This window comes from Nocardioides sp. P86, assembly GCF_023712465.1.
Lineage (GTDB): Bacteria > Actinomycetota > Actinomycetes > Propionibacteriales > Nocardioidaceae > Nocardioides > Nocardioides kribbensis.
On sequence record NZ_JAMAYE010000002.1, the window covers coordinates 244,140 to 263,532 of the forward strand.

General features: G+C 73.9%; 20 protein-coding genes. 7 read left to right on the plus strand and 13 right to left on the minus strand.

All coding sequences use genetic code 11. The annotated features are described in order from the left end of the window. Nucleotides 1-39 precede the first annotated feature (39 nt). Both M3673_RS08715 and M3673_RS08720 read right to left on the minus strand, forming a co-directional pair. Entirely contained in the window at nucleotides 40-1,251 is a 1,212-nt protein-coding gene (locus M3673_RS08715) for an acyl-CoA dehydrogenase family protein (RefSeq protein ID WP_251533037.1), read from the minus strand. Then, nucleotides 1,251-2,615, minus strand: coding sequence for an acyl-CoA dehydrogenase family protein (locus tag M3673_RS08720; RefSeq protein WP_082502891.1), 1,365 nt, complete (start codon nucleotides 2,613-2,615; stop codon nucleotides 1,251-1,253). Before M3673_RS08720 ends, M3673_RS08715 begins: the two co-directional genes overlap by 1 nt. A 106-nt stretch (nucleotides 2,616-2,721) precedes the next feature. Between M3673_RS08720 and def the strand changes: the two genes are divergently transcribed. Then, nucleotides 2,722-3,321: a peptide deformylase gene (gene def / locus M3673_RS08725; RefSeq protein ID WP_251533038.1), complete on the plus strand. Its 600-nt coding sequence runs from the start codon at nucleotides 2,722-2,724 to the stop codon at nucleotides 3,319-3,321. A 46-nt stretch (nucleotides 3,322-3,367) separates the two neighbouring features. On the opposite strand, the gene M3673_RS08730 is transcribed toward def, so the two are convergent. Then, nucleotides 3,368-4,174, minus strand: coding sequence for an RNA methyltransferase (locus tag M3673_RS08730; protein ID WP_251533040.1), 807 nt, complete (start codon nucleotides 4,172-4,174; stop codon nucleotides 3,368-3,370). Continuing rightward, entirely contained in the window at nucleotides 4,174-5,466 is a 1,293-nt protein-coding gene (cobA, locus tag M3673_RS08735; RefSeq protein ID WP_251533042.1) for a uroporphyrinogen-III C-methyltransferase, read from the minus strand. Before cobA ends, M3673_RS08730 begins: the two co-directional genes overlap by 1 nt. Before the next feature lie 122 nt (nucleotides 5,467-5,588). Between cobA and M3673_RS08740 the strand changes: the two genes are divergently transcribed. After that, nucleotides 5,589-6,116, plus strand: coding sequence for a YbhB/YbcL family Raf kinase inhibitor-like protein (locus M3673_RS08740; RefSeq protein ID WP_251533051.1), 528 nt, complete (start codon nucleotides 5,589-5,591; stop codon nucleotides 6,114-6,116). Nucleotides 6,117-6,205: 89 nt separating this feature from the next. Here M3673_RS08740 and M3673_RS08745 read toward each other — a convergent pair whose 3' ends face one another. After that, nucleotides 6,206-6,844 (minus strand): FMN reductase, encoded by a 639-nt coding sequence (locus M3673_RS08745; protein WP_251533053.1) that lies wholly within the window; start codon nucleotides 6,842-6,844, stop codon nucleotides 6,206-6,208. After that, nucleotides 6,841-7,971, minus strand: a complete 1,131-nt coding sequence (locus M3673_RS08750; protein WP_251533055.1) for an LLM class flavin-dependent oxidoreductase — start codon at nucleotides 7,969-7,971, stop codon at nucleotides 6,841-6,843. Before M3673_RS08750 ends, M3673_RS08745 begins: the two co-directional genes overlap by 4 nt. A gap of 186 nt (nucleotides 7,972-8,157) precedes the next feature. Between M3673_RS08750 and M3673_RS08755 the strand changes: the two genes are divergently transcribed. After that, on the plus strand, nucleotides 8,158-8,718 hold the full coding sequence (locus M3673_RS08755; protein ID WP_251533057.1) for a hypothetical protein: 561 nt from the start codon (nucleotides 8,158-8,160) through the stop codon (nucleotides 8,716-8,718). Nucleotides 8,719-8,722: 4 nt separating this feature from the next. Here the strand turns inward: M3673_RS08755 and M3673_RS08760 are convergent, their stop codons facing one another. Next, the gene (locus M3673_RS08760; protein WP_251533059.1) at nucleotides 8,723-9,577 is read right to left on the minus strand and encodes an Fpg/Nei family DNA glycosylase; all 855 of its coding nucleotides are present in this window, start codon (nucleotides 9,575-9,577) and stop codon (nucleotides 8,723-8,725) included. Nucleotides 9,578-9,637: 60 nt separating this feature from the next. After that, on the minus strand, nucleotides 9,638-10,702 hold the full coding sequence (locus M3673_RS19640; protein ID WP_193660891.1) for a PP2C family protein-serine/threonine phosphatase: 1,065 nt from the start codon (nucleotides 10,700-10,702) through the stop codon (nucleotides 9,638-9,640). 165 nt (nucleotides 10,703-10,867) lie between these two features. Here M3673_RS19640 and M3673_RS08770 point away from each other — a divergent pair, with 165 nt between their 5' ends. Further along, nucleotides 10,868-12,394: a catalase gene (locus M3673_RS08770; RefSeq protein ID WP_056864379.1), complete on the plus strand. Its 1,527-nt coding sequence runs from the start codon at nucleotides 10,868-10,870 to the stop codon at nucleotides 12,392-12,394. A gap of 127 nt (nucleotides 12,395-12,521) precedes the next feature. Beyond that, nucleotides 12,522-13,355 (plus strand): glycerophosphodiester phosphodiesterase, encoded by an 834-nt coding sequence (locus M3673_RS08775; protein ID WP_251533061.1) that lies wholly within the window; start codon nucleotides 12,522-12,524, stop codon nucleotides 13,353-13,355. Between the two features lie 31 nt (nucleotides 13,356-13,386). Here M3673_RS08775 and M3673_RS08780 read toward each other — a convergent pair whose 3' ends face one another. The 4 genes from M3673_RS08780 to M3673_RS08795 form a co-directional block, all read right to left on the minus strand. Then, entirely contained in the window at nucleotides 13,387-14,151 is a 765-nt protein-coding gene (locus tag M3673_RS08780; protein ID WP_056904018.1) for a sulfite exporter TauE/SafE family protein, read from the minus strand. Then, on the minus strand, nucleotides 14,148-15,323 hold the full coding sequence (locus M3673_RS08785) for an SPFH domain-containing protein (protein WP_193660893.1): 1,176 nt from the start codon (nucleotides 15,321-15,323) through the stop codon (nucleotides 14,148-14,150). The genes M3673_RS08780 and M3673_RS08785 overlap by 4 nt, the downstream gene beginning before the upstream one ends. 86 nt (nucleotides 15,324-15,409) lie before the next feature. Beyond that, entirely contained in the window at nucleotides 15,410-15,871 is a 462-nt protein-coding gene (locus M3673_RS08790; protein WP_056864375.1) for an NfeD family protein, read from the minus strand. Nucleotides 15,872-15,906: 35 nt separating this feature from the next. Continuing rightward, entirely contained in the window at nucleotides 15,907-16,704 is a 798-nt protein-coding gene (locus tag M3673_RS08795; RefSeq protein WP_056864374.1) for an ABC transporter ATP-binding protein, read from the minus strand. A 51-nt stretch (nucleotides 16,705-16,755) separates the two neighbouring features. On the opposite strand from M3673_RS08795, the gene M3673_RS08800 reads away from it, so the two are divergent. Next, nucleotides 16,756-17,535 carry a hypothetical protein gene (locus tag M3673_RS08800; protein ID WP_056864668.1) on the plus strand — a complete coding sequence of 260 codons (780 nt, stop codon included), beginning with the start codon at nucleotides 16,756-16,758 and terminating at the stop codon, nucleotides 17,533-17,535. Nucleotides 17,536-17,565: 30 nt separating this feature from the next. Beyond that, complete coding sequence (gene serB / locus M3673_RS08805) at nucleotides 17,566-18,780, plus strand: phosphoserine phosphatase SerB (RefSeq protein ID WP_056864373.1); 1,215 nt, start codon at nucleotides 17,566-17,568, stop codon at nucleotides 18,778-18,780. A gap of 63 nt (nucleotides 18,781-18,843) precedes the next feature. Here serB and M3673_RS08810 read toward each other — a convergent pair whose 3' ends face one another. Further along, entirely contained in the window at nucleotides 18,844-19,362 is a 519-nt protein-coding gene (locus M3673_RS08810; protein WP_251533063.1) for a histidine phosphatase family protein, read from the minus strand. Nucleotides 19,363-19,393 lie beyond the last annotated feature (31 nt).

Below are 19,393 nucleotides of genomic sequence, written 5' to 3' on the forward strand. Positions count from 1 at the left end.
GCCGTGTCCCCGCGCCGCCGTGGCGGCGCGGGGACGGGCTCACTTCAGCTCGGCGCTGCTCAGCCCCAGGACCCGGCGGGCCACGATGAGCTGCTGGATCTGCTGCGTGCCCTCGAAGATGTCGAGGATCTTGGAGTCGCGCGACCACTTCTCGAGCAGCTCGGCCTCGCTGTAGCCGATGGACCCGGCCAGCTCGACACAGCTCAGCGTGATGTCGGAGCCCACCCGGCCCGCCTTGGCCTTGGCCATCGACGCCTCCAGGCTGTTGGGCTCGCGGTTGTCGGCCATCCAGGCCGCCTGGAGGGTGAGCAGGCGCGCGCCCTCCCAGTCGGCCTCCATCTGGAGGAACTTCGCCGCGGCGGCCGACTGGGTGACGGCGGGGCGGTCGTAGTCGATGACGACGCCGGCCTCCTCGAGCAGGTCGCGCGTCAGGTCGAGGGACGCCTTGGCGCAGCCGATCGCCATCGCCGCGACGAGCGGGCGGGTGTTGTCGAAGGTCGCCATGGCGCCCGCGAAGCCCTGCTTGACGTCGACCTCCGGAGAGCCCAGGAGGTTCTCCTTCGGGACCCGGCAGTTCTCGAAGATGATCGTCGCGGTGTCGGAGGCGCGGATCCCGAGCTTGTGCTCGAGCCGGTCGACGCGCATGCCCGGGGTGCCCTTGGGCACCACGAAGGACTTGATCGCGGCCCGGCCCAGGTCGCGGTCGAGGGTCGCCCAGACCACGATGTGGTCGGCGCGGCCACCGGCGGTGACGTAGATCTTCTCGCCGTTCAGGACGTACTCGTCGCCGTCGAGGACGGCGGTCGTCTTGATGTTGGCCGAGTCGGAGCCGGTGCCGGGCTCGGTGATGGCCATGCCGGCCCAGACGCCGTCGAAACGCTCGAGCTGCTCGTCGTCGGCGACGCTGGCGATGGCGGAGTTGCCGAGACCCTGGCGGGGCATCGACAGCAGCAGTCCCACGTCGCCCCAGCACATCTCCTGGATCGACATGACCGAGGCCAGGTTGGTGCCGTTCTTGACGCCGGCCTTCTCCTCCTTCTCGTCGCGGCGCACGCCCGAGGCCCCGGCGCCGGAGCTCGCGCCCGACTCCGAGAGGCCGTCGATCATCGCCGCGAGCATGTCGAGCTCCTGGGGGTACTCGTGCTCGGCGCGGTCGTACTTGCGCGAGATGGGTCGCAGCATGTTCATGGCGACCTGGTGGGCCTGGCTGGCCAGCGGGCGCAGCTTCTTGGGGTCGTCGAGGTTGATCATCAGACCAGCACGCTTCCTTCCATGACGCCGACCGCGCGGAGGTCGCGGTACCAGCGCTCGACGGGGTGTTCCTTGACGAAGCCGTGACCACCGAGCAGCTGCACGCCGTCGAGGCCGATCTGCATGCCCCGGTCGCTGCACGAGCGGCGGGCCAGCGCGACCTCGCGGGTGAAGTCCTTGCCCGCGGCGGCGCGGGCGGCGGCCTTGTAGGTGAGCAGGCGCATGGCCTGGAGCTCGATGGCGATGTTGGCGACCATGAAGGCCACCGACTGGCGGTGGGCGATCGGCTCGCCGAAGGCCTCGCGCTCCTTGACGTAGGGCGTGACGTAGTCGAGCACGGCCTGGCCGGTGCCCACGGCGAGGGCGCACCAGGCGAGGCGGGACAGACGCACGCACTCGGTGTAGGTGGTGCCGTCGGCGGAGCCCAGCAGGGCGCCGGCCGGCACGGAGACCCCGGACAGGCTCAGCCGGGTGAGGGAGGCGGCGCGCACGCCCATGGAGGGGTCGGCCTCGACGGCGAGGCCGTCGGCCGAGGACTCCACGAGGAAGAGGGCCGGCTTGCCCTCCAGCGACGCGCCCACCACGAAGAGCTCGGCCTCGGCGCCACGCACCACGGCGCTCTTGACGCCGTCGAGCACGAAGCCCTCGCCGCTGCGGCGCGCCGTCGTGCTCGGCGAGAGCACGTCGAAGAGCACGGCGGGCTCGGTCAGGGCCAGGGCGGCGGCCGGCACCTCGTCGCCGGCGAAGGCGGGCAGGTAGGTCTGCTGCTGCTCCTCGCTGCCCCACAGACCGAGCGCCGTCGCGACCGCTCCAGGGGCGAGCGCGGCCACGGCCAGGCCCATGTCGCCCTTCGCGAGCGCCTCGGCCACGAGGGTGCCGGCCATGGCCGAGCGCTCCTCGGAGATGCCGCCCAGCGACTCGGGCACGCCGAGGATCGGCAGGCCGATCTCCAGGCTGGCCTTCAGCACCGGCTCGGGGGCCGCGCAGGCGTCGTCGGCCTCCGTGGCGGCCGGGCGCAGCACCTCCGCGGCGTACTCCGAGACGACGTCGACGAGCATCTGCTCGTCCTCGGTCGGGGTGAGGTCGAAGACGCCCTTCGGCGCGGCCGCCGGCACGCGCACGCCCGGCGTCGCACGGGAGCCGGCCCGGGCGAAGGTGCGACTGGCCGCGGTGGCGGTCTTGAAGCCGTTGCGGGTGGCGGTGAAGACCGCCTGCTCGGCGGGCCGGCGCAGACCGATGCGGTCGATCAGGTCGCTCTGCGCCAGCTTGTTGAGGGCGGCCACGGCGAGGCCGATGGGGTCGCGCGACTCCTGGGAGGAGACGCCGTGCTTCCCCCCGGGTCGCAAGCTCTTGGTCAGGTCCATGGACCAAATGTAACTGCCAGTTACACCCAGCGCTACACCTCGTCCCATGCGACCGGTCACAACGCGGTTTCCGCTCCCCCGGGCCCTCGCTCCTAGGATCGAGGCCATGTCCGAGCAGACCGCCCCGCCCGAGCACGCACCCTTCGGCCCCCTGCCCGCCGGAGGCACCGTCCGGCCCGTCACGCGCTGGGGCACACCGGTCATGCACCGCCCCCAGCAGGCCGTCACGTCCTTCGACGAGGACCTGCGCGCGCTCGTGGCCGACATGGTCGCCACGATGTACGCCGCGGACGGCGTGGGCCTGGCCGCCTGCCAGATCGGCGAGGACGTGGCGGTCTTCGTCTTCGACTGCCCCGACGCCCGGGGCGAGCGCACCGTCGGCGTGGTGTGCAACCCCGAGGTGACGCTGCCCGAGGGGCGCGAGCGCCAGCTCGACGACTCCGACGAGGGCTGCCTCTCCTTCCCCGGCGCCTTCGTCGAGTGCGCCCGCCCCGACCTCGCCACCGTCACCGGCCAGGGCCTCGACGGCCAGCCCGTGACCTTCACCGGCGACGGCCTGCTCGCGCGCTGCCTGCAGCACGAGACCGACCACACCCGGGGCACCGTCTTCGGCGACCGGCTGCCCACCAAGGTGCGCAAGCGGCTCCAGAAGGAGCACGACCGGGCGGTCGAGGACTACCCCCTCGACTGGCCCGCCGGGCCCTGACGGCCCTCTCCCACCCAGGCTGTCGGGTCCGGCCGCACGGGCCGGGTCACGAGCGGCGCGCCGTGACGTAGCAGGCCACGGCCGTGGCCGCGGCGACGTTCAGGGAGTCGATCCCGGCGGCCATGGGGATGACCGCGCGACGGTCGGCCGCGCGCTCCCACCGCGGCGAGAGCCCGTGGCCCTCGGAGCCGAGCACCAGCGCCACCTTGTCGAGCCCGGCGACCGCCTGCTCCACCTCCGTGGCGTCGTCGGCGAGCGTGAGGGCCACGGTGGTGAAGCCGAGCTCGGAGAGGCGCGGCAGCGCCGTGGCCCAGTCGTCGACCCGCGTCCAGGGCAGGGTGAAGACCGCACCCATGCCGACCTTGATCGACCGGCGGTAGAGCGGGTCGGCGCAGCGCGGGGCCAGCAGCACCGCGTCGAAGCCGAGCGCGGCGCCGCAGCGGAAGATCGCGCCGACGTTGGTGTGGTCGACGAGGTCCTCCAGCACCAGGACCGAGCGCGCGCCGGCCACCACCGACTCGACGCTGGGCAGCGGACGCCGCTCGAGGGACGCCAGAGCGCCACGGTGCACGTGGAATCCCGTGACCTGCTCGGCGAGGGCCTCCGACAGCACGTAGCAGGGCGCGTCGGTCGTCGCGAGGACGTCGCCGAGACCCTCGAGCCACCGCGGCGCCATGAGGAAGGAGCGCGGCTCGAAGCCGGCCTCCACCGAGCGCCGCACCACCTTCTCGCCCTCGGCGAGGAAGAGGCCGTGCTCGGCCTCGAGCGCCTTGCGCAGCTCGACGTCGCGCAGGTCGCGGTAGTCGGCCAGCCGCGGGTCGGCCGGGTCCTCGATCTCGACCAGCGTGGCCATCAGACCAGGCCGTCGCCGCGCGGCGGCACCGTGTGGGCGTCGGGCCGGTCGAGCACGAGGGGCACGTCGGGGTAGGCCTCGGGGTGCGCCACGGCCACGACCGGGCCGATGACGATGATCGCGGGCGGCTTGACCTCCTGCGCGGCCAGGTCGGCGGCCAGGGTCCCCAGGCGGCTCAGCACGGTGCGCTCCCCCGGCATCGTGCCGTCGCACACGACGGCGACCGGCGTGCGGGGATCGCGGCCGCCGTCGACCATGGCGGCGGCGATCGCGCCGGCGTTCTGCACGGCCATGAGCGCGACGACCGTGCCGTGCAGGCGGGCCAGGGCCTTCCAGTCGGTGAGCGACTCGGGGTGGCCGGGCGGCAGGTGGCCGGAGACCACGGTGAACTCGTGGGCGACCCCGCGGTGGGTCACCGGGATGCCCGCGACGGCCGGCACCGCGATGGAGCTGCTGAGACCCGGGATGACCCGCACGGGCACGCCGGCCTCGCGGCAGGCGATGACCTCCTCGTAGCCGCGGCCGAAGACGAAGTTGTCACCGCCCTTGAAGCGGGCGACCCGCTGCCCGGCGAGGGCCCGCTCGACGATGACCCGGTTGATCTCCTCCTGCGCCGCCGCGCGGCCGCGGGGCAGCTTGGTGACGTCGATGAGCTCCACGTCGGGCGGCAGGTCACCGAGCAGCTCGCGGGGGGCGAGCCGGTCGGCCACGACCACGTCGGCCTCCATCAGCGCCTTGCGCCCGGCCACCGAGACCAGGTCGGGGTCCCCCGGCCCACCGCCCACCAGGACGACGCCCGGGGTGCGCTCGCCGCGCTCGTGCACCGCGCCGAGGGTGCCGGCCTGGAGCGCCTCGACGATCTCGTCGCGCACCAGCGCCGAGCGCCGGGGCTGGCGCTGCCCCAGCACCGCCACGGTCACGCCGTCGTGGCGACCGACCGCCGGCGTCCAGGCCGTGGCCTGCATGGCGTCGTCGGCGCGCACGCAGAAGACCCGGCGCGCCTCCGCCGCGGCGGAGACCCGCTCGTTGACGGCCTGGTCGTCGGTGGCGGCCACGGCGTACCAGGCGTCGTCGAGGTCGGCGTCGTCGAAGCCCCGGGCGTGCCAGGTGACCTCGCCTCCGCCGACGAGCCCCTCGATCGCGGGGGTGACGTCGGGCGAGACGACCACGACCCGGGCGCCGACGGCGATGAGCAGCGGGATGCGTCGCTGGGCGACGTGCCCGCCCCCCACGACGACGACGCGCCGATCGTGCAGGCGCAGGCCGGAGAGGTAGGTCGGGAAGTCGTCCACCCGCCCATTGTCGCCGCTCCCCCCTCCGGGCTGGTGACCTGGGTTCGGGGGCCGGACTAGGTTGAACGTCGAACGACTCCTGTGGAACAGCCGCAGGTGCGCCTACTGATGGGAGACGACGCATGTCCCTGGACCGACCGGTGAGCCCGGACCCCTACGAGCTGCTGCCGAAGGTGCCGTCCTTCACGGTGACCAGCGACGACGTGACGCAGGGCGCCCCGCTGAAGGACGACCAAGTGGCCTCCGCCGGGGACTCCTCGCCGCACCTGTCGTGGGAGCAGGGGCCCGAGGGCACCAAGAGCTACACCGTCACCTGCTTCGACCCCGACGCCCCGACCCCGTCGGGCTTCTGGCACTGGGTGCTCGTCGACCTCCCCGCCGACTGCACCGAGCTGCCCGCCGGGATCGGTCGCGAGGGCGCGGAGCTGCCCGGCTCGGCCTTCATGTGCCGCAACGACGCCGGCACCAAGGCGTTCACCGGCGCCGCCCCGCCGCAGGGCGACCAGGTGCACCGCTACTACTTCGTGGTGCACGCGGTGACCGAGGACAGCCTCGGCGTCGACTCCGACGCCAGCGCGACCGTGGTCTCGTTCAACCTCGCGTTCAAGACCGCCGGGCGGGCCATCGTGCAGGGCACCTACCAGCACTGAGCCCCCGCGTCCGCACCGCACGGCCCCGCGGCCTCGCCGCGGGGCCGTGCTGCGTCTCCAGGGCCGACGGGTCGCCCACGGGCGGCAGGTCAGCCGCCGGGCAGCTGGCCGGCGGCACGCAGCCGCTCGGCGAACGGCAACGGGTCGACCAGCTCGTCGCGGCGCTGGGGCACGGCTCGGAGCCCGCGCCGGGGCGAGACCAGGCCCGCGAGCTGCCCTGCCGCGCGCTCCACGCGCTCCTGCAGGCCCGGCGACCCGAAGTCCTCGCTCGCGGCGAAGACCCCCGTCGGCACGACCACGGCGCGCAGGTAGCCGAAGAGCGGGCGCAGCGCGTGGTCGAGCACCAGCGAGTGACGCGGTGTGCCGGCCGTGGCCGCCACGAGCACCGGGGTGCCCTCCAGCAGGTCGGGCTCGAGCACGTCGAAGAAGGTCTTGAAGAGCCCTGAGTACGACGCCGCGAAGACCGGCGTGACGACGATCAGGGCGTCGGCACCGCCGACGGCGTCGATCGCCGCGCCGAGCTCGTCGCCGGCGAACCCGGTGAGCAGGCGGTCGGCCAGCGCGTGGGCCAGCGGCCGCAGCTCGACGACCGTCACCTCCACCGGCCCCTCGCCCCCCTGCCCTAGCGCCTCGACGGTGGCCCCTGCGAGCCGGTCGGCCAGGAGCCGGGTCGACGACGGCACCGACAGGCCGGCGCTGACGACCACGAGGCGCGTCGCTCGGCTCACGCCGACACCTCCTCGCGGGCCGCCTCGCCCGCGGGCGAGGCGGCCGCCACCCGCGCGGCGTGGGTGGGCGCGTCGGGCACGCCCGGGGCCCGCATCGCGGCGTAGCCGGCCCGCAGGTCGGGCAGGATCTCACCGAGCAGGTCGAGCTGCTCGAGCACGACGTCGAGCGGCAGACCGGCGTGGTCGAGCAGGAAGAGCTGGCGCTGGTAGTCGCCGACGTACTCCCGGAAGCCCAGGGTGCGCTCCAGCACCTGCTGCGGCGACCCCACGGTGAGGGGCGTCTGCGCGGTGAAGTCCTCCAGCGAGGGGCCGTGCCCGTAGACCGGGGCGTTGTCGAAGTACGGCCGGAACTGTCGCACCGCGTCCTGGCTGCGTCGGGCCATGAAGGCCTGGCCGCCGAGGCCCACGATCGCCTGGTCGGCGCGGCCGTGGCCGTAGTGCTCGAAGCGTCGACGGTAGAGCGAGACCATCTGGCGGGTGTGGGAGGCGGGCCAGAAGATGTGGTTGGAGAAGAACCCGTCGCCGTAGTAGGCCGCCTGCTCGGCGATCTCGGGGCTGCGGATCGAGCCGTGCCACACGAAGGGCGCCACGCCGTCGAGCGGACGGGGCGTGGCGGTGAAGCCCTGCAGCGGGGTGCGGTGGCGGCCCTGCCAGTCGACGACGTCCTCGCGCCACAGACGGTGCAGGAGCGCGTAGTTCTCCACCGCGAGCTCGATGCCGTCGCGCACGTCCTTGCCGAACCACGGGTAGACCGGGCCGGTGTTGCCGCGCCCGAGCATGAGGTCCATGCGTCCGTCGGTGAGGTGCTGCAGCGTGGCGTAGTCCTCGGCGATGCGCACCGGGTCGGTCGTCGTGATCAGCGTCGTCGACGTCGACAGCAGGATCCGCTCGGTCTGGGCGGCGATGTAGGCCATGGTGGTCGTCGGCGAGGAGGCCACGAAGGGCGGGTTGTGGTGCTGGCCCACGGCCACGACGTCGAGCCCGACCTCCTCGGCCTTGCGCGCGATCCGCACCTGGGCCTTGATCCGCTCGTGCTCGGTGGGGGTCCGGCCCGTGGTGGGGTCGGTGGTGACGTCGCCGACGCTGAAGAGGCCGATCTGGACCTGGGGCTGGACCTGGGACTGCATGACGGGGACTCCTGACCTGCTGGTGCCGCGAGATAGTTGAAATGCGTACTGAGTATCTCAACCCATGCGCCCGGCGCGCTATTCCGGCCAGGATGCCGTCATGCCAGCCGCCCCGACGCCCCGACGCCCACCACGACACCGGTCCCCGGCCCCGGCCATCGCCTCCACCGTCTGCTGCCGGCGCTCGTGCTGCTGCTCACGGTGGGGCAGCTGGCCGTGGCCCAGTGGGTGCCCGGGATCGAGCGCTTCGAGGGCAAGGCCTTCGGTGCACGGCTGCTGGCCTACCCCGTGCTGATGCTGGTGGTGCCGGCCGTCTGGTGGCTCGCCTCCCGCCGCCGCCCCGCCGCAGACCGGGCGCCTGCGCCGTACGCCGCGACGACGCTGGTGATGCTGCCCTTCCTGGTCGACGTCACCGGCAACAGCCTCGACCTCTACGACGCCGTCGTGTGGTGGGACGACGCCAACCACCTCGTCAACTGGGCCCTGCTGTGCGGCGGCCTGGGCCTCCTGGTCGCACCCACGCTGCCGCAGGGCTGGCAGGTCGTGCTCGTGGTCACCGGGATCGGGGCGGTGCTGGCGATCGCGTGGGAGGCCGGGGAGTGGCTCACGTTCATCCGCCACGGCACCGAGATGGAGACGGCCTACGAGGACACCCTCGGCGACGAGGTGCTCGGCACGCTGGGCGCCCTCGCGGCGGGTGTGGCGCTGGCCCTCACCCGCAGGCGCGCCCGGAGCCAGGGATGGTGACCGGCTAGTCCTGCTCCTGCGGGCACCACCAGGTGGTGCGACCACCCACGGTGGCGCGCTGCATCTCCGCACCGCACCGCGGGCAGTGGCCGCCGGCGTGGCGGTGCGCGACGACCTCCCCGGTGTGGACCCCGCCGAGCCGCAGCGCTCGTCGTACGCCGGAGCGCAGCGCCGCGTGCAGCTCGGTGAGCTCGTCGTGGTCGAGCTCGCCGGCCGGGCGGCGGGGGTCGAGGCGGGCCTGCCACAGCACCTCGTCGGCGAGCAGGTTGCCGATGCCCGCGAGCGTCCCCTGGTCGAGCAGCCGTGCCTTCAGCGGGGCCGTGCCGCGGCCCACGAGACGGCGGAAGTCGGCGACGCCGACCTCACCGGCGTCGGGGCCCAGCGCGTCGAGGTCGGGGTCGAGGCGCACGCGACCGAGGCGGCGCTTGTCGAAGAGGCGCAGCGAGCCGCCGTCGTCGAACTCCAGGGTGAAGCGGTACCACTCGGGCTTCTGCGGCCCCCGGTCGCCCGGACGCTCGGGGCCGGAGCCGACGTAGTCACCACCGGTGTCGGCCTCACGCTGGCCGGCCTCGTCGCCGCGGGCGGGCGAGACGAGGATGCGTCCGGCCATGCCCAAGTGGATGCCCAGGAGCGGACCGGGGGTGCGTGAGCGGCCCGCCCCGGAGGTCTCGCACCACATCGCCTTGCCCCGGCGACGGGCCGCGGTCAGCCGGCGACCGACCAGGGCCGAGGCGATCTCGCCCGGGGCGTGCGGGCGGCACTCGTAGGAGTCGGTGTCGTCGACGGACACGATGCGCCGCTCCAGCGCCGAGCGCTCGATCACGGCGCGGGCGGACTCGACCTCGGGCAGCTCGGGCATGGGTCGAGTCTGGGTGCCCGGCCGGCGCCGCGGCCCACCCCTCGGGCCCGAGCCCGGTGGTCAGGAGCGGTCGAGGAGCAGCACGGCGCGGTCGTCGTCGCCGCGCTCCACCTGGCGCAGGATGCGCCGCGCCGCGCCCTCGAAGCCCGGGGCCACCGCCGAGGCCGCCGCGCGACGCAGCCAGGCGATGCCCTCGTCGAGACCGACGTCGCGCGACTCGACGACGCCGTCGGTGTAGAAGAGCAGGGCGTCACCCGGCCCGAGCACGCCCTCGCTGGCCTCCAGGTCGGGCCGGCGCAGGATGCCGAGGGCCATGCCCCGTGCGTTGTCGACCGTCCACTCCCCCTCGCCGGCGGTCCAGCGCAGCGCCGGGGGGTGACCGGCGCTGAGCACGGAGTAGCGGCCCGTGCGCAGGTCGACGTAGACGTGGGCCGCGGTCGCGAAGGTCTCGTCGGACTCCTGTCGCAGCAGGAAGTCGTTGGCCGCGGCGAGCATGGCGCGCGGCGGCAGCGCGCCGATGAGACCGCCGAGGGCTCCGGCGAACTGCAGCGCGGCCGTGCCGGCGGCGACACCCTTGCCGCACACGTCGACCAGGATGAGCTCGAGGTGGTGCTCGTCCTCGCTGAGGTCGGCGACCATGAAGTCGCCGGCGTAGCCGACCCCGTGGGCCGCCACCATGGCCGTCTGGCACCGCCACCCCTCGGGCAGCGGCGGCACGGTGCCCTGCGACTGGAGGCGGTCGCGCAGGTCGGAGAGCATCGCCTCGCCCAGCGGGCCCGGCAGGCCGCTGCGCTGGAGGCTCGACTGGTAGAGCACCAGGGTCGAGGCCAGCACCAGGGCGACACAGCCCGAGGTGCGCACCGTGTCGAAGCCTCCGTCGAGCAGCACCGCCGCGACGGCGGCGCTCACCGTCCAGACCGTCAGCACCACCAGCGGGCGGAAGCGCAGCAGCAGCATGCCGAGCAGGACCCACACGAAGTAGGTGCTCAGCGGCACCAGCGTGTAGGCGGTGGAGGAGACCGCGAACGACGCCGCGACGAGCCCCATCAGCACGCCCAGCGCGACGAGCTGGCTGCGCCCGGTGCCCGAGCGCCAGCCGGCGGCGAGGTCGTGGACGTCGGGCACGTGCGCAGCGTAGGTGACGGCGGACCCCGGCCGCAGGAGACCGCGCCCAGCCGACGGGACCGGTCGACCCCACTCATGAGGGTGACTTCCTTGACTCGTTCCACATCCGCGACACGATGGGAGGACGCCTCGCGCGATCCGACCACCCCACGGGAGATGACACGCATGACCGAGACACTCGGCTCGATCCACGGCAACACCAGCGGATCCACCACCGGCACCGGCGCGCCCGCGCCGAGCGACCGCAACAGCCTGACGCTCGGTCCCGACGGGCCGATCCTCCTCCACGACCACCACTTCGTGGAGCAGATGGCCCACTTCAACCGCGAGCGCGTGCCGGAGCGCAACGTGCACGCCAAGGGCTCGGGTGCCTTCGGCACCTTCGAGGTCACCGCCGACGTGACCCAGTGGACCAAGGCCGCGATGTTCAAGCCCGGCACCTCGACCGACATGCTCGCGCGCTTCTCCACCGTCGCCGGCGAGATGGGCTCGCCCGACACCTGGCGCGACCCCCGTGGCTTCTCGCTGAAGTTCTACACCTCCGAGGGCAACTGGGACCTGGTCGGCAACAACACCCCGGTCTTCTTCATCCGCGACACGATGAAGTTCCCCCACTTCATCCGCAGCCAGAAGCGCCGCGGCGCCAACGGCCTGCGCGACAACGACATGCAGTGGGACTTCTGGACCCTCAACCCCGAGTCGGCCCACCAGGTCACCTGGCTCATGGGCGACCGCGGCGTGCCGCGCTCGTGGCGCCACATGCAGGGCTACGGCAGCCACACCTACCTCTGGTACAACGAGGCCGGCGAGAAGTTCTGGGTGAAGTTCCACTTCAAGTCCGACCAGGGCGTGGAGTGCCTGACCCAGGAGGACGCCAACCGGATCGCCGGTGAGGACGCCGACTTCCACCGCCGTGACCTCTTCGACTCCATCGACGCCGGCGAGTTCCCGTCGTGGACCCTGCACGTGCAGGTGATGCCCTACGACGAGGCGAAGACCTACCGCTTCAACCCCTTCGACCTCACCAAGGTGTGGCCGCACAGCGACTACCCGCTGCACGAGGTGGGCCGCATGACGCTGAACAAGAACCCGGAGAACCACTTCGCGCAGATCGAGCAGGCCGCCTTCGAGCCGTCGGCCATCGTGCCCGGCATCGGCTTCTCCCCCGACAAGATGCTGCTCGGCCGGGTCTTCGCCTACGCCGACACCCACCGCTACCGCATCGGGCCCAACTACCAGCAGTTGCCGGTGAACCGCCACCGCGTCGAGGGCGCCTACACCTACCAGTTCGACGGCCCGATGGCCTACGACCACACGGGCGACCGCTCCAAGTACGCCCCCAACACCTACGACGACCCCTACTCCGACCTCACCGGCCCCGCCGAGGACGGGTGGGAGGCCGACGGCGAGTTCGTGCGCCAGGCCTACACGCTGCGGGCCGAGGACGACGACTTCGGCCAGGCCGGCGCCCTCGTGCGCGAGGTCTGGGACGACGCCGCGCGCGAGCGCTTCGTCGGCAACGTCGCGGGCCACCTGCTCGGCGGGGTCAGCGAGCCCATCCTCGAGCGGGCCTTCGAGTACTGGAAGGCCGTCGACGCCGACACCGGCAAGCGCATCGAGGAGGCCGTGCGCGCCGAGCGCGGCGCCAACGACGTGGCGCCCCACCCGACGGAGCCGCTCCAGACGGTCTGACCCACCCCGAGGTCCCAGTCCCGAGGTCGCAGCCCCGCGGGGCACGTGACCCACGACGCGACGACCCGCCCGGTCCGCCGGGCGGGTCGTCGCGCGTCCACCCGCCGGGGGATGTCAGGCTTGCCCGGTGAGGACCCGTGAGCCCGTGCTGGTCAGCGCCCACCGCTGCGGCGCCGGCGGGGACCGGGAGCTGGAGAACACCCGGCCCGCCCTCGAGCGGGCGCTGGCCCTCGACGTGGACTTCGTGGAGTTCGACGTGCAGCGCTGCGCCGACGGCACCCTCGTGCTCTTCCACGACGACTGGCTGTGGGTGGAGGGCCGCCGGCGCTGGGTCGGGGAGCTCACCTTCGAGGAGTTCGCAGCCCGGGCGCCGCACTTCCTGCGCTACGACGAGGTGCTCACCTCGCTGGTCGGGCGGGCCCGGGCCCACATCGACCTCAAGTTCACCTCGCCCTCGGCGGCCTACGGCCATCCCGCCGCGACCTACGAGGTGGCCGCCACCCGGATGGCCGTCGAGGTGCTGGGCGCCGAGAACCTCATCGTCACCACCCTCGACGACAAGGCCGTGCGCGCGGTGCGCGACTGGGCCGACGACACCGGCCACGACCTGCTGGTCGGTCTCTCGCTGGGCCGGCGCGTCGCGGGCCTGCCGTGGGCCCGGCAGGTGCGGATCCGGCTCTCCGAGCTGCGTCCGCGCACACGCTACGTGCGCTCGCGGGCCAACCTCGTGGTCGCCAAGCACACCATCGCCCGGTGCGGCGTCGCCGCCTTCGCCCGGCGCCGCGGCCTGCCGCTGCTGGTGTGGACCGTCGACACCGAGGAGTCGCTGCACTACTGGATGCGGCCCGGTCGCGCCTGGCTGGTGACCAGCAACGACCCGGCGCTGGCGATGGAGGTGCGCTCGGCGTACCCCCGGCGCCGGGCGGCCCGCACCCGCGCCGGTCAGCGCCCCGCGTCCTGACCGCCCTCCCCTCCCCGTGCGCCGGGGACGCTCAGCCGAGCAGCAGGGCGACGAGGGCGACGACGCCCACGACGGCGATGACGCCGCGCAGCGCCCACGGGGGCAGCCGGCGCCCGACCCGCGCGCCGAGCTGTCCGCCGATGGTCGAGCCCACGGCGAGCACGGCCACGATGCGCCAGTCGACGTCGGCGGCGACCACGAAGACCAGCCCGGCCACGGCGTTCACGATGGCGGCGAGCACGTTCTTGAGCGCGTTGAGCCGCTGCACGTCGTCGTCGACGCCGAGGCCGAGCACGCCCATGAGCAGCACGCCCTGGGCGGCGCCGAAGTAGCCGCCGTAGACGCCGGTGCCGAGCACGGCGGGCCACACCCAGCGGGCGCGCGCCGGCCGCTCGGTGCCGGCGCGCTCGTGCCGGGCCGCGACCCGGCGGGACAGGACGGGCTGCACGACGACCAGCACCACGCCGAGGGCGATCAGCACCGGCACGATGGCCGAGAACGCGTCCTCGGGCAGCAGCAGGAGCGCCACCGCGCCCGCGGCACCGCCCAGCAGGGAGGCGAGCCCCAGCCGCAGCGCCCGGGCCCGCTGGCCGCGCAGCTCGCGGCGGTAGCCGATGGCCCCGGAGATCGAGCCGGGCACCAGGCCGATGTTGTTGGAGACGTTGGCCGTCACGGGCGGCACGCCGAAGGCGAGCAGGGTCGGGAAGGTCACCAGGGTGCCGGAGCCGACGACGGTGTTGATGGTGCCGGCCGCGACCCCCGCCAGGAGGATCGCGGCCAGCTCGAAGGGCGTCACGACAGCGGAGGTGCCTCCGGCGCGGCCGGGGTCTCGGTCGGGACGTCGGCGGGGTTGCCGGACGGCTGTCCGGGAGGCTGAGCGGTGGGCTCGTCGGTGGGCTGCGCCGCGCGCCTGCCGGTCTGCGCGGCGGCGTCGGCCTCCGCGATCGCGGCCTGGACCACGGGGTTGCTGCCCGACGCCGTCGACGCCGGGGTCGGCACCTGGGGCTCGCTGGGGCCCATGTCGACGCGCTTGAGCGGGCCGTCGACCTCGGTCGGGATCCCGCGCAGGTCGTTCATGGTCGAGCCGAGGCCCTCGAGGGCCTTGCCGATCTCGCTCGGCACGATCCAGACCTTGTTGGCGTCGCCCTCGGCGATCTTGGGCATCATCTGGAGGTACTGGTAGGCCAGCAGGGACTGGTCGGGCCGACCGTCGTGGATGGCCTGGAAGACCGTCTGGATGGCCTGGCCCTCGCCCTGGGCACGCAGGATCGCGGCCTCGCGGTCGGCCTGGGCCCGCAGGATCTGCGACTCCCGGTCGCCCTCGGCCGAGAGGATGGCCGACTGCTTCTGGCCCTCCGCGGTGAGGATGGAGGCCTGGCGCTGGCCCTCGGCGGTGAGGATCGCGGCACGCTTGTCGCGGTCGGCGCGCATCTGCTTCTCCATCGTGTCCTTGATGGAGGCCGGCGGGTCGATGCTCTTGATCTCGACCCGTCCGACGCGGATCCCCCACTTGCCGGTGGCCTCGTCGAGCACGCCACGCAGCCCGGAGTTGATCGAGTCGCGGCTGGTGAGGGTCTGCTCGAGGTCCATGCCGCCGACGATGTTGCGCAGCGTGGTCTGGGTGATCTGCTCGACGGCCTGGATGTAGTTGGCGATCTCGTAGGTCGCCGCGACCGGGTCGATCACCTGGAAGTAGATGACGGTGTCGATGTCGACGGTGAGGTTGTCCTCGGTGATCACCGACGACGGCGGGAAGCTCACGACCTGCTCGCGCATGTCGATGAGGTAGCGCACCTTGTCGATGAAGGGCACGACGATGTTGAGGCCGGCGGGCAGCGTCTGCTTGTACTTGCCGAAGCGCTCGACGATGCCGGCGCGGGCCTGGGGCACGATGCGCACGGTCTTGGCGAGGATCACGACGACCAGCAGCAGCACGACCACCAGCAGGACGAGGAGTACGGGACCCATGGGGGCTCCTTCGGCTCGGGGCGGGTTGTGCTCGGGTGGGGCGTTGCGGGGAGGGACGTCCGGGGGGTGACGTCCGGGGACGGCGCTCAGCGGTCGAGCTGCGGCACCGGGTGGACGTAGGCCGTGGCGCCGCGGATCTCGAGCACCTCGACGGTGGCGCCGGGCTCGATGACCAGCGTCTCGTCGTAGGGAGCCGCGCTCCACTCGTCGCCGGCCAGCTTGACGCGACCCGGCTGGAGCCCCGAGATGGTCTGCAGCACCAGGCCCTGGGTGCCGACGAGGCGACCGTGGCTCATGCTCAACTCGGGGCCGCTGTGCAGCTTCTTGACCAGCGGCGGGCGCACCAGCGTGAGCGTGCCGAGCGCGGTGGCGGCGGCGACCAGCACCTGCACGACCACGGGGGCGTCGAGGGCGGCGGCGGCGCCACCGCCGATGGCGCCGACGGCCAGCATGAGCAGCACCAGGTCGAGGCTGAACATCTCGGCCACGCCGAGGAGCGCCGCGACCCCCAGCCAGGCCGCCCACGCGTGCTCGCTCAGCCAGTCCATGGCCCGACCCTATCGGAGGGCTCTTTACCCGGCGCTCATCTGGCCCGGGTGCGCCGCCGGGCGGCCCAGCGACCGTCGTCGCTGGTCGTCACGGTCAGCGGCATGCCGAAGGCCGTGGACAGGTTGTCCTCGGTGAGCACGTGCTCGAGCAGGCCGGCCTCCACGACCCGGCCCTGGCGCAGCAGCAGGGCGTGGGTGAAGCCCGGCGGGATCTCCTCGACGTGGTGGGAGACCAGCACCGTGGCCGGCGAGTCGGGGTCCATGGCGAGCACCGACAGCGTCGACACGAGGTCCTCCCGGCCGCCGAGGTCGAGCCCCGCGGCCGGCTCGTCGAGCAGCAGCAGCTCGGGGTCGGTCATCAGCGAGCGCGCGATCTGGACCCGCTTGCGCTCGCCCTCGCTCAGGGTGCCGAAGGTGCGGTCGGCCAGGTGGGTGGCGCCCAGCTCGGTGAGCAGGTCGGTGGCGCGCTGGTGGTCGAGCTCGTCGTAGGCCTCGCGCCAGCGCCCGAGCACGCCGTAGGAGGCCGAGACCACGACGTCGTGGACGCGCTCCGAGCGCGGGATCCGCTCGGCCAGCGCCGCGCTGGTCAGGCCGATGCGCGGTCGCAGCTCGAAGACGTCGACGGTGCCGAGCACCTCCTCGAGGATCCCCGCGACACCGGTGGTGGGATGCATCTGGGCGGAGGCGACCTGGAGCAGGGTGGTCTTGCCCGCGCCGTTGGGGCCGAGCACGACCCAGCGCTCGTCCTCCTCCACCGTCCAGCTCACCGCGTCGAGCAGGGTGGCCTGGCCGCGGGTGACGGTCACGTCGGCGAACTCCAGTACTGCAGCCATGGCGTCACCCTATCCGTGCGCCTCCCCGGCCCCGGCGTAGCCTCGGGCGCCGTGAGCACCGACCTCCCCGTCTCCGCCCGCCTGGCCTGGTGGGGCACCGCCTGGCTGCGCGGCCAGGTGGTGACCGACCTGCTGCTCGACGCCGTCATCGGCGACGAGGCCACCCATGCCGTGGCGGGCCTGGGCCACCTCGGCCTGGGGGCTCCGGCCGACACCTCGCGCGGCACCGGCACCGGCACCGGCACCGAGACGCTGCTGGGCGGCCTGGCCCGGCTGCGGGCCGAGGGTGCGACGTCGTTCGGGGCGGCCTTCCCGGTCGAGGGCGACCTCGTGGGCCTCGGCGGCCCCGCCGGCTTCAACACCGAGGCGGTCGAGGCCGGCGAGGCCGTCGTGGTCGCGGGCGCCGACGTGGGGCTGGTGCCCGTCACCGTGGGCGCGGCGACGACCTGGGTCGCCCACCGTGCCGTACGCCGGCAGCTGCCCGACGTCGGCGAGGCCGACCGGGCCCTGCGCCAGGAGCTGCTCGCGGCCGCCGACGCCCTGGCCCGGCTCGAGGTCGCCCGCTGGCGGCCCGAGGTGGCCGACCACCTGATGAACCTGCGCCACCGGGCTCCGCTCAGCGCGCCCGACGGCGTGCCGGCCCGCTGCGTCGAGCTCGCGGCGCGCGGGCTCCAGGCCGTGGCGGTCGTCGACCTGGCCCTGGTCGACGACGGCGGGGCGATCAGTGCCGCGGAGGCGCAGGCGCGCCGCGACGCGCTGACGCCGCTGGAGCGGGCCGGGCGGCGGGCGCTGGTGGCGGCCTGCTCACCGGAGGTCTGGCCGCCGGCGTGAGGCCGCGGCTCCGCTAGCCTCGTGCCCGCCATGGACCAGACGCGCCCCGAGACCCTCCTGCTCACCCTCACCGGCCGCGACCGGCCCGGCGTCACGTCGGCGGTCTTCTCCACGCTCTCGCGCGCCGGCGTCGAGGTCGTCGACGTCGAGCAGATCGTCCTGCGCGGGCGGCTCGTGCTCGGCGTGCTCGTCACGGTGCCGCGCGACGCCCGCCGCCTGCGCGAGGCCGTCGAGCAGACAGCGCGGGGCCTCGACATGGACGTCGAGGTCGAGGAGGGCACCGGCGACAACCCCTCGCGCCGCTCCGGGCGCGTCCACGTCACGGTGATCGGCGCGCCGCTGCGGGCCACGGCGATGGCCGCCGTCGCCGGTCGCATCGCCGACTCCGGGGCCAACATCGACCGCATCGAGCGCATGGCGCGCTACCCCGTGACCGCCATCGAGCTGCACGTCTCGGGCGCCGACCCGCGGGCCCTGCGCACCGTGCTGGCCACGGAGGCCTCGCGCGAGGGCTTCGACGTGGCCGTGCAGCCGGCCGACATCCTGCGCCACGGCATGCGCCTGATCGTCATGGACGTCGACTCCACCCTCATCCAGGGCGAGGTGATCGAGATGATCGCGGCCCACGCGGGCTGCGAGGCCGAGGTGGCGGAGGTCACCGAGCGCGCCATGCGCGGCGAGCTCGACTTCGAGGAGTCGCTGCGCTCCCGGGTCGCGCTGCTCGAGGGCGTGCCGGAGACCGCCCTCGCCGAGGTCTACGAGGCCGTCGAGCTGGCTCCCGGCGCCCGCACCATGGTGCGCACGCTGCGCCGGCTCGGCTACCGCTTCGCGATCGTGTCGGGCGGCTTCACCCAGATCACCGACCGCCTGGCCGCCGAGCTCGGCATCCACTTCGCCCGGGCCAACGAGCTGGAGATCGTCGACGGTCGGCTCACGGGTCGCATCGTCGGGGCCGTGGTCGACCGGGCCGCCAAGGCGCAGGCGCTGCGGGAGTTCGCCGGGGAGGTCGGCGTCGACGTGGGCTCCACGATCGCCATCGGCGACGGGGCCAACGACCTCGACATGCTCGCGGCCGCCGGGCTGGGCATCGCCTACAACGCCAAGCCGATGGTGCGCGACGCCGCCGACACCGCGGTCAACGTGCCCTACCTCGACGCCATCATGTACCTGCTCGGCATCACCCGCGAGGAGGTCGAGGCGGCCGACGCCGCCGTCGGCATCGTCACCCCCGCTCCCCCGGTCTGAGCCCGCGCCGGGGAGGCGCCGCCGCTCGCCGACGCCGTCCCCGCGTCGGGTCCGGGCCCCGGCTCAGGCCCGCGACACGTGGAAGGCCAGCAGCCGCGCCGACTGCTCCTCGAGGTCGGCCCAGTCGTCGTCGACCTCGAGCACGGCGGCCGCGCAGGTCGGGAAGCCGCCGGCCAGGTCGTTGCTGGCCTCCTCGTCGCCCTCGCCGTCGTCGAGCAGCTGGGCCAGCGTGGCCATGGTCGGGTTGTGGCCCACCACGACCACCGTGAGTGCGTCGGCCGGGGACTGGCGCACCAGGTCGAGGGCGGTCTCGGGCCCGGCGGCGTAGAGCCCCTCGTCGTGGGTGGCGTCGTCGTCCCAGCCGGCGCCCTCGGCGACGGCCTCCCAGGTCTCGCGGGTGCGCAGCGCGGCGGAGACCAGCACGTGGTCGGGCTCGAGGCCGAGGCCGGCCAGCCAGGCACCGGCGGCACGGGCGTCGTCGGCGCCGCCGTCGGTGAGGCGGCGCTCGTGGTCGGAGGGGCCGCTGTGCTCGGCGCGGGCGTGGCGCATCACGACGAGGCGTCGGGGGGTGCTGTCGGTCACGCGAGTCAGCGTGACAGGCGCGAGGGTCGGG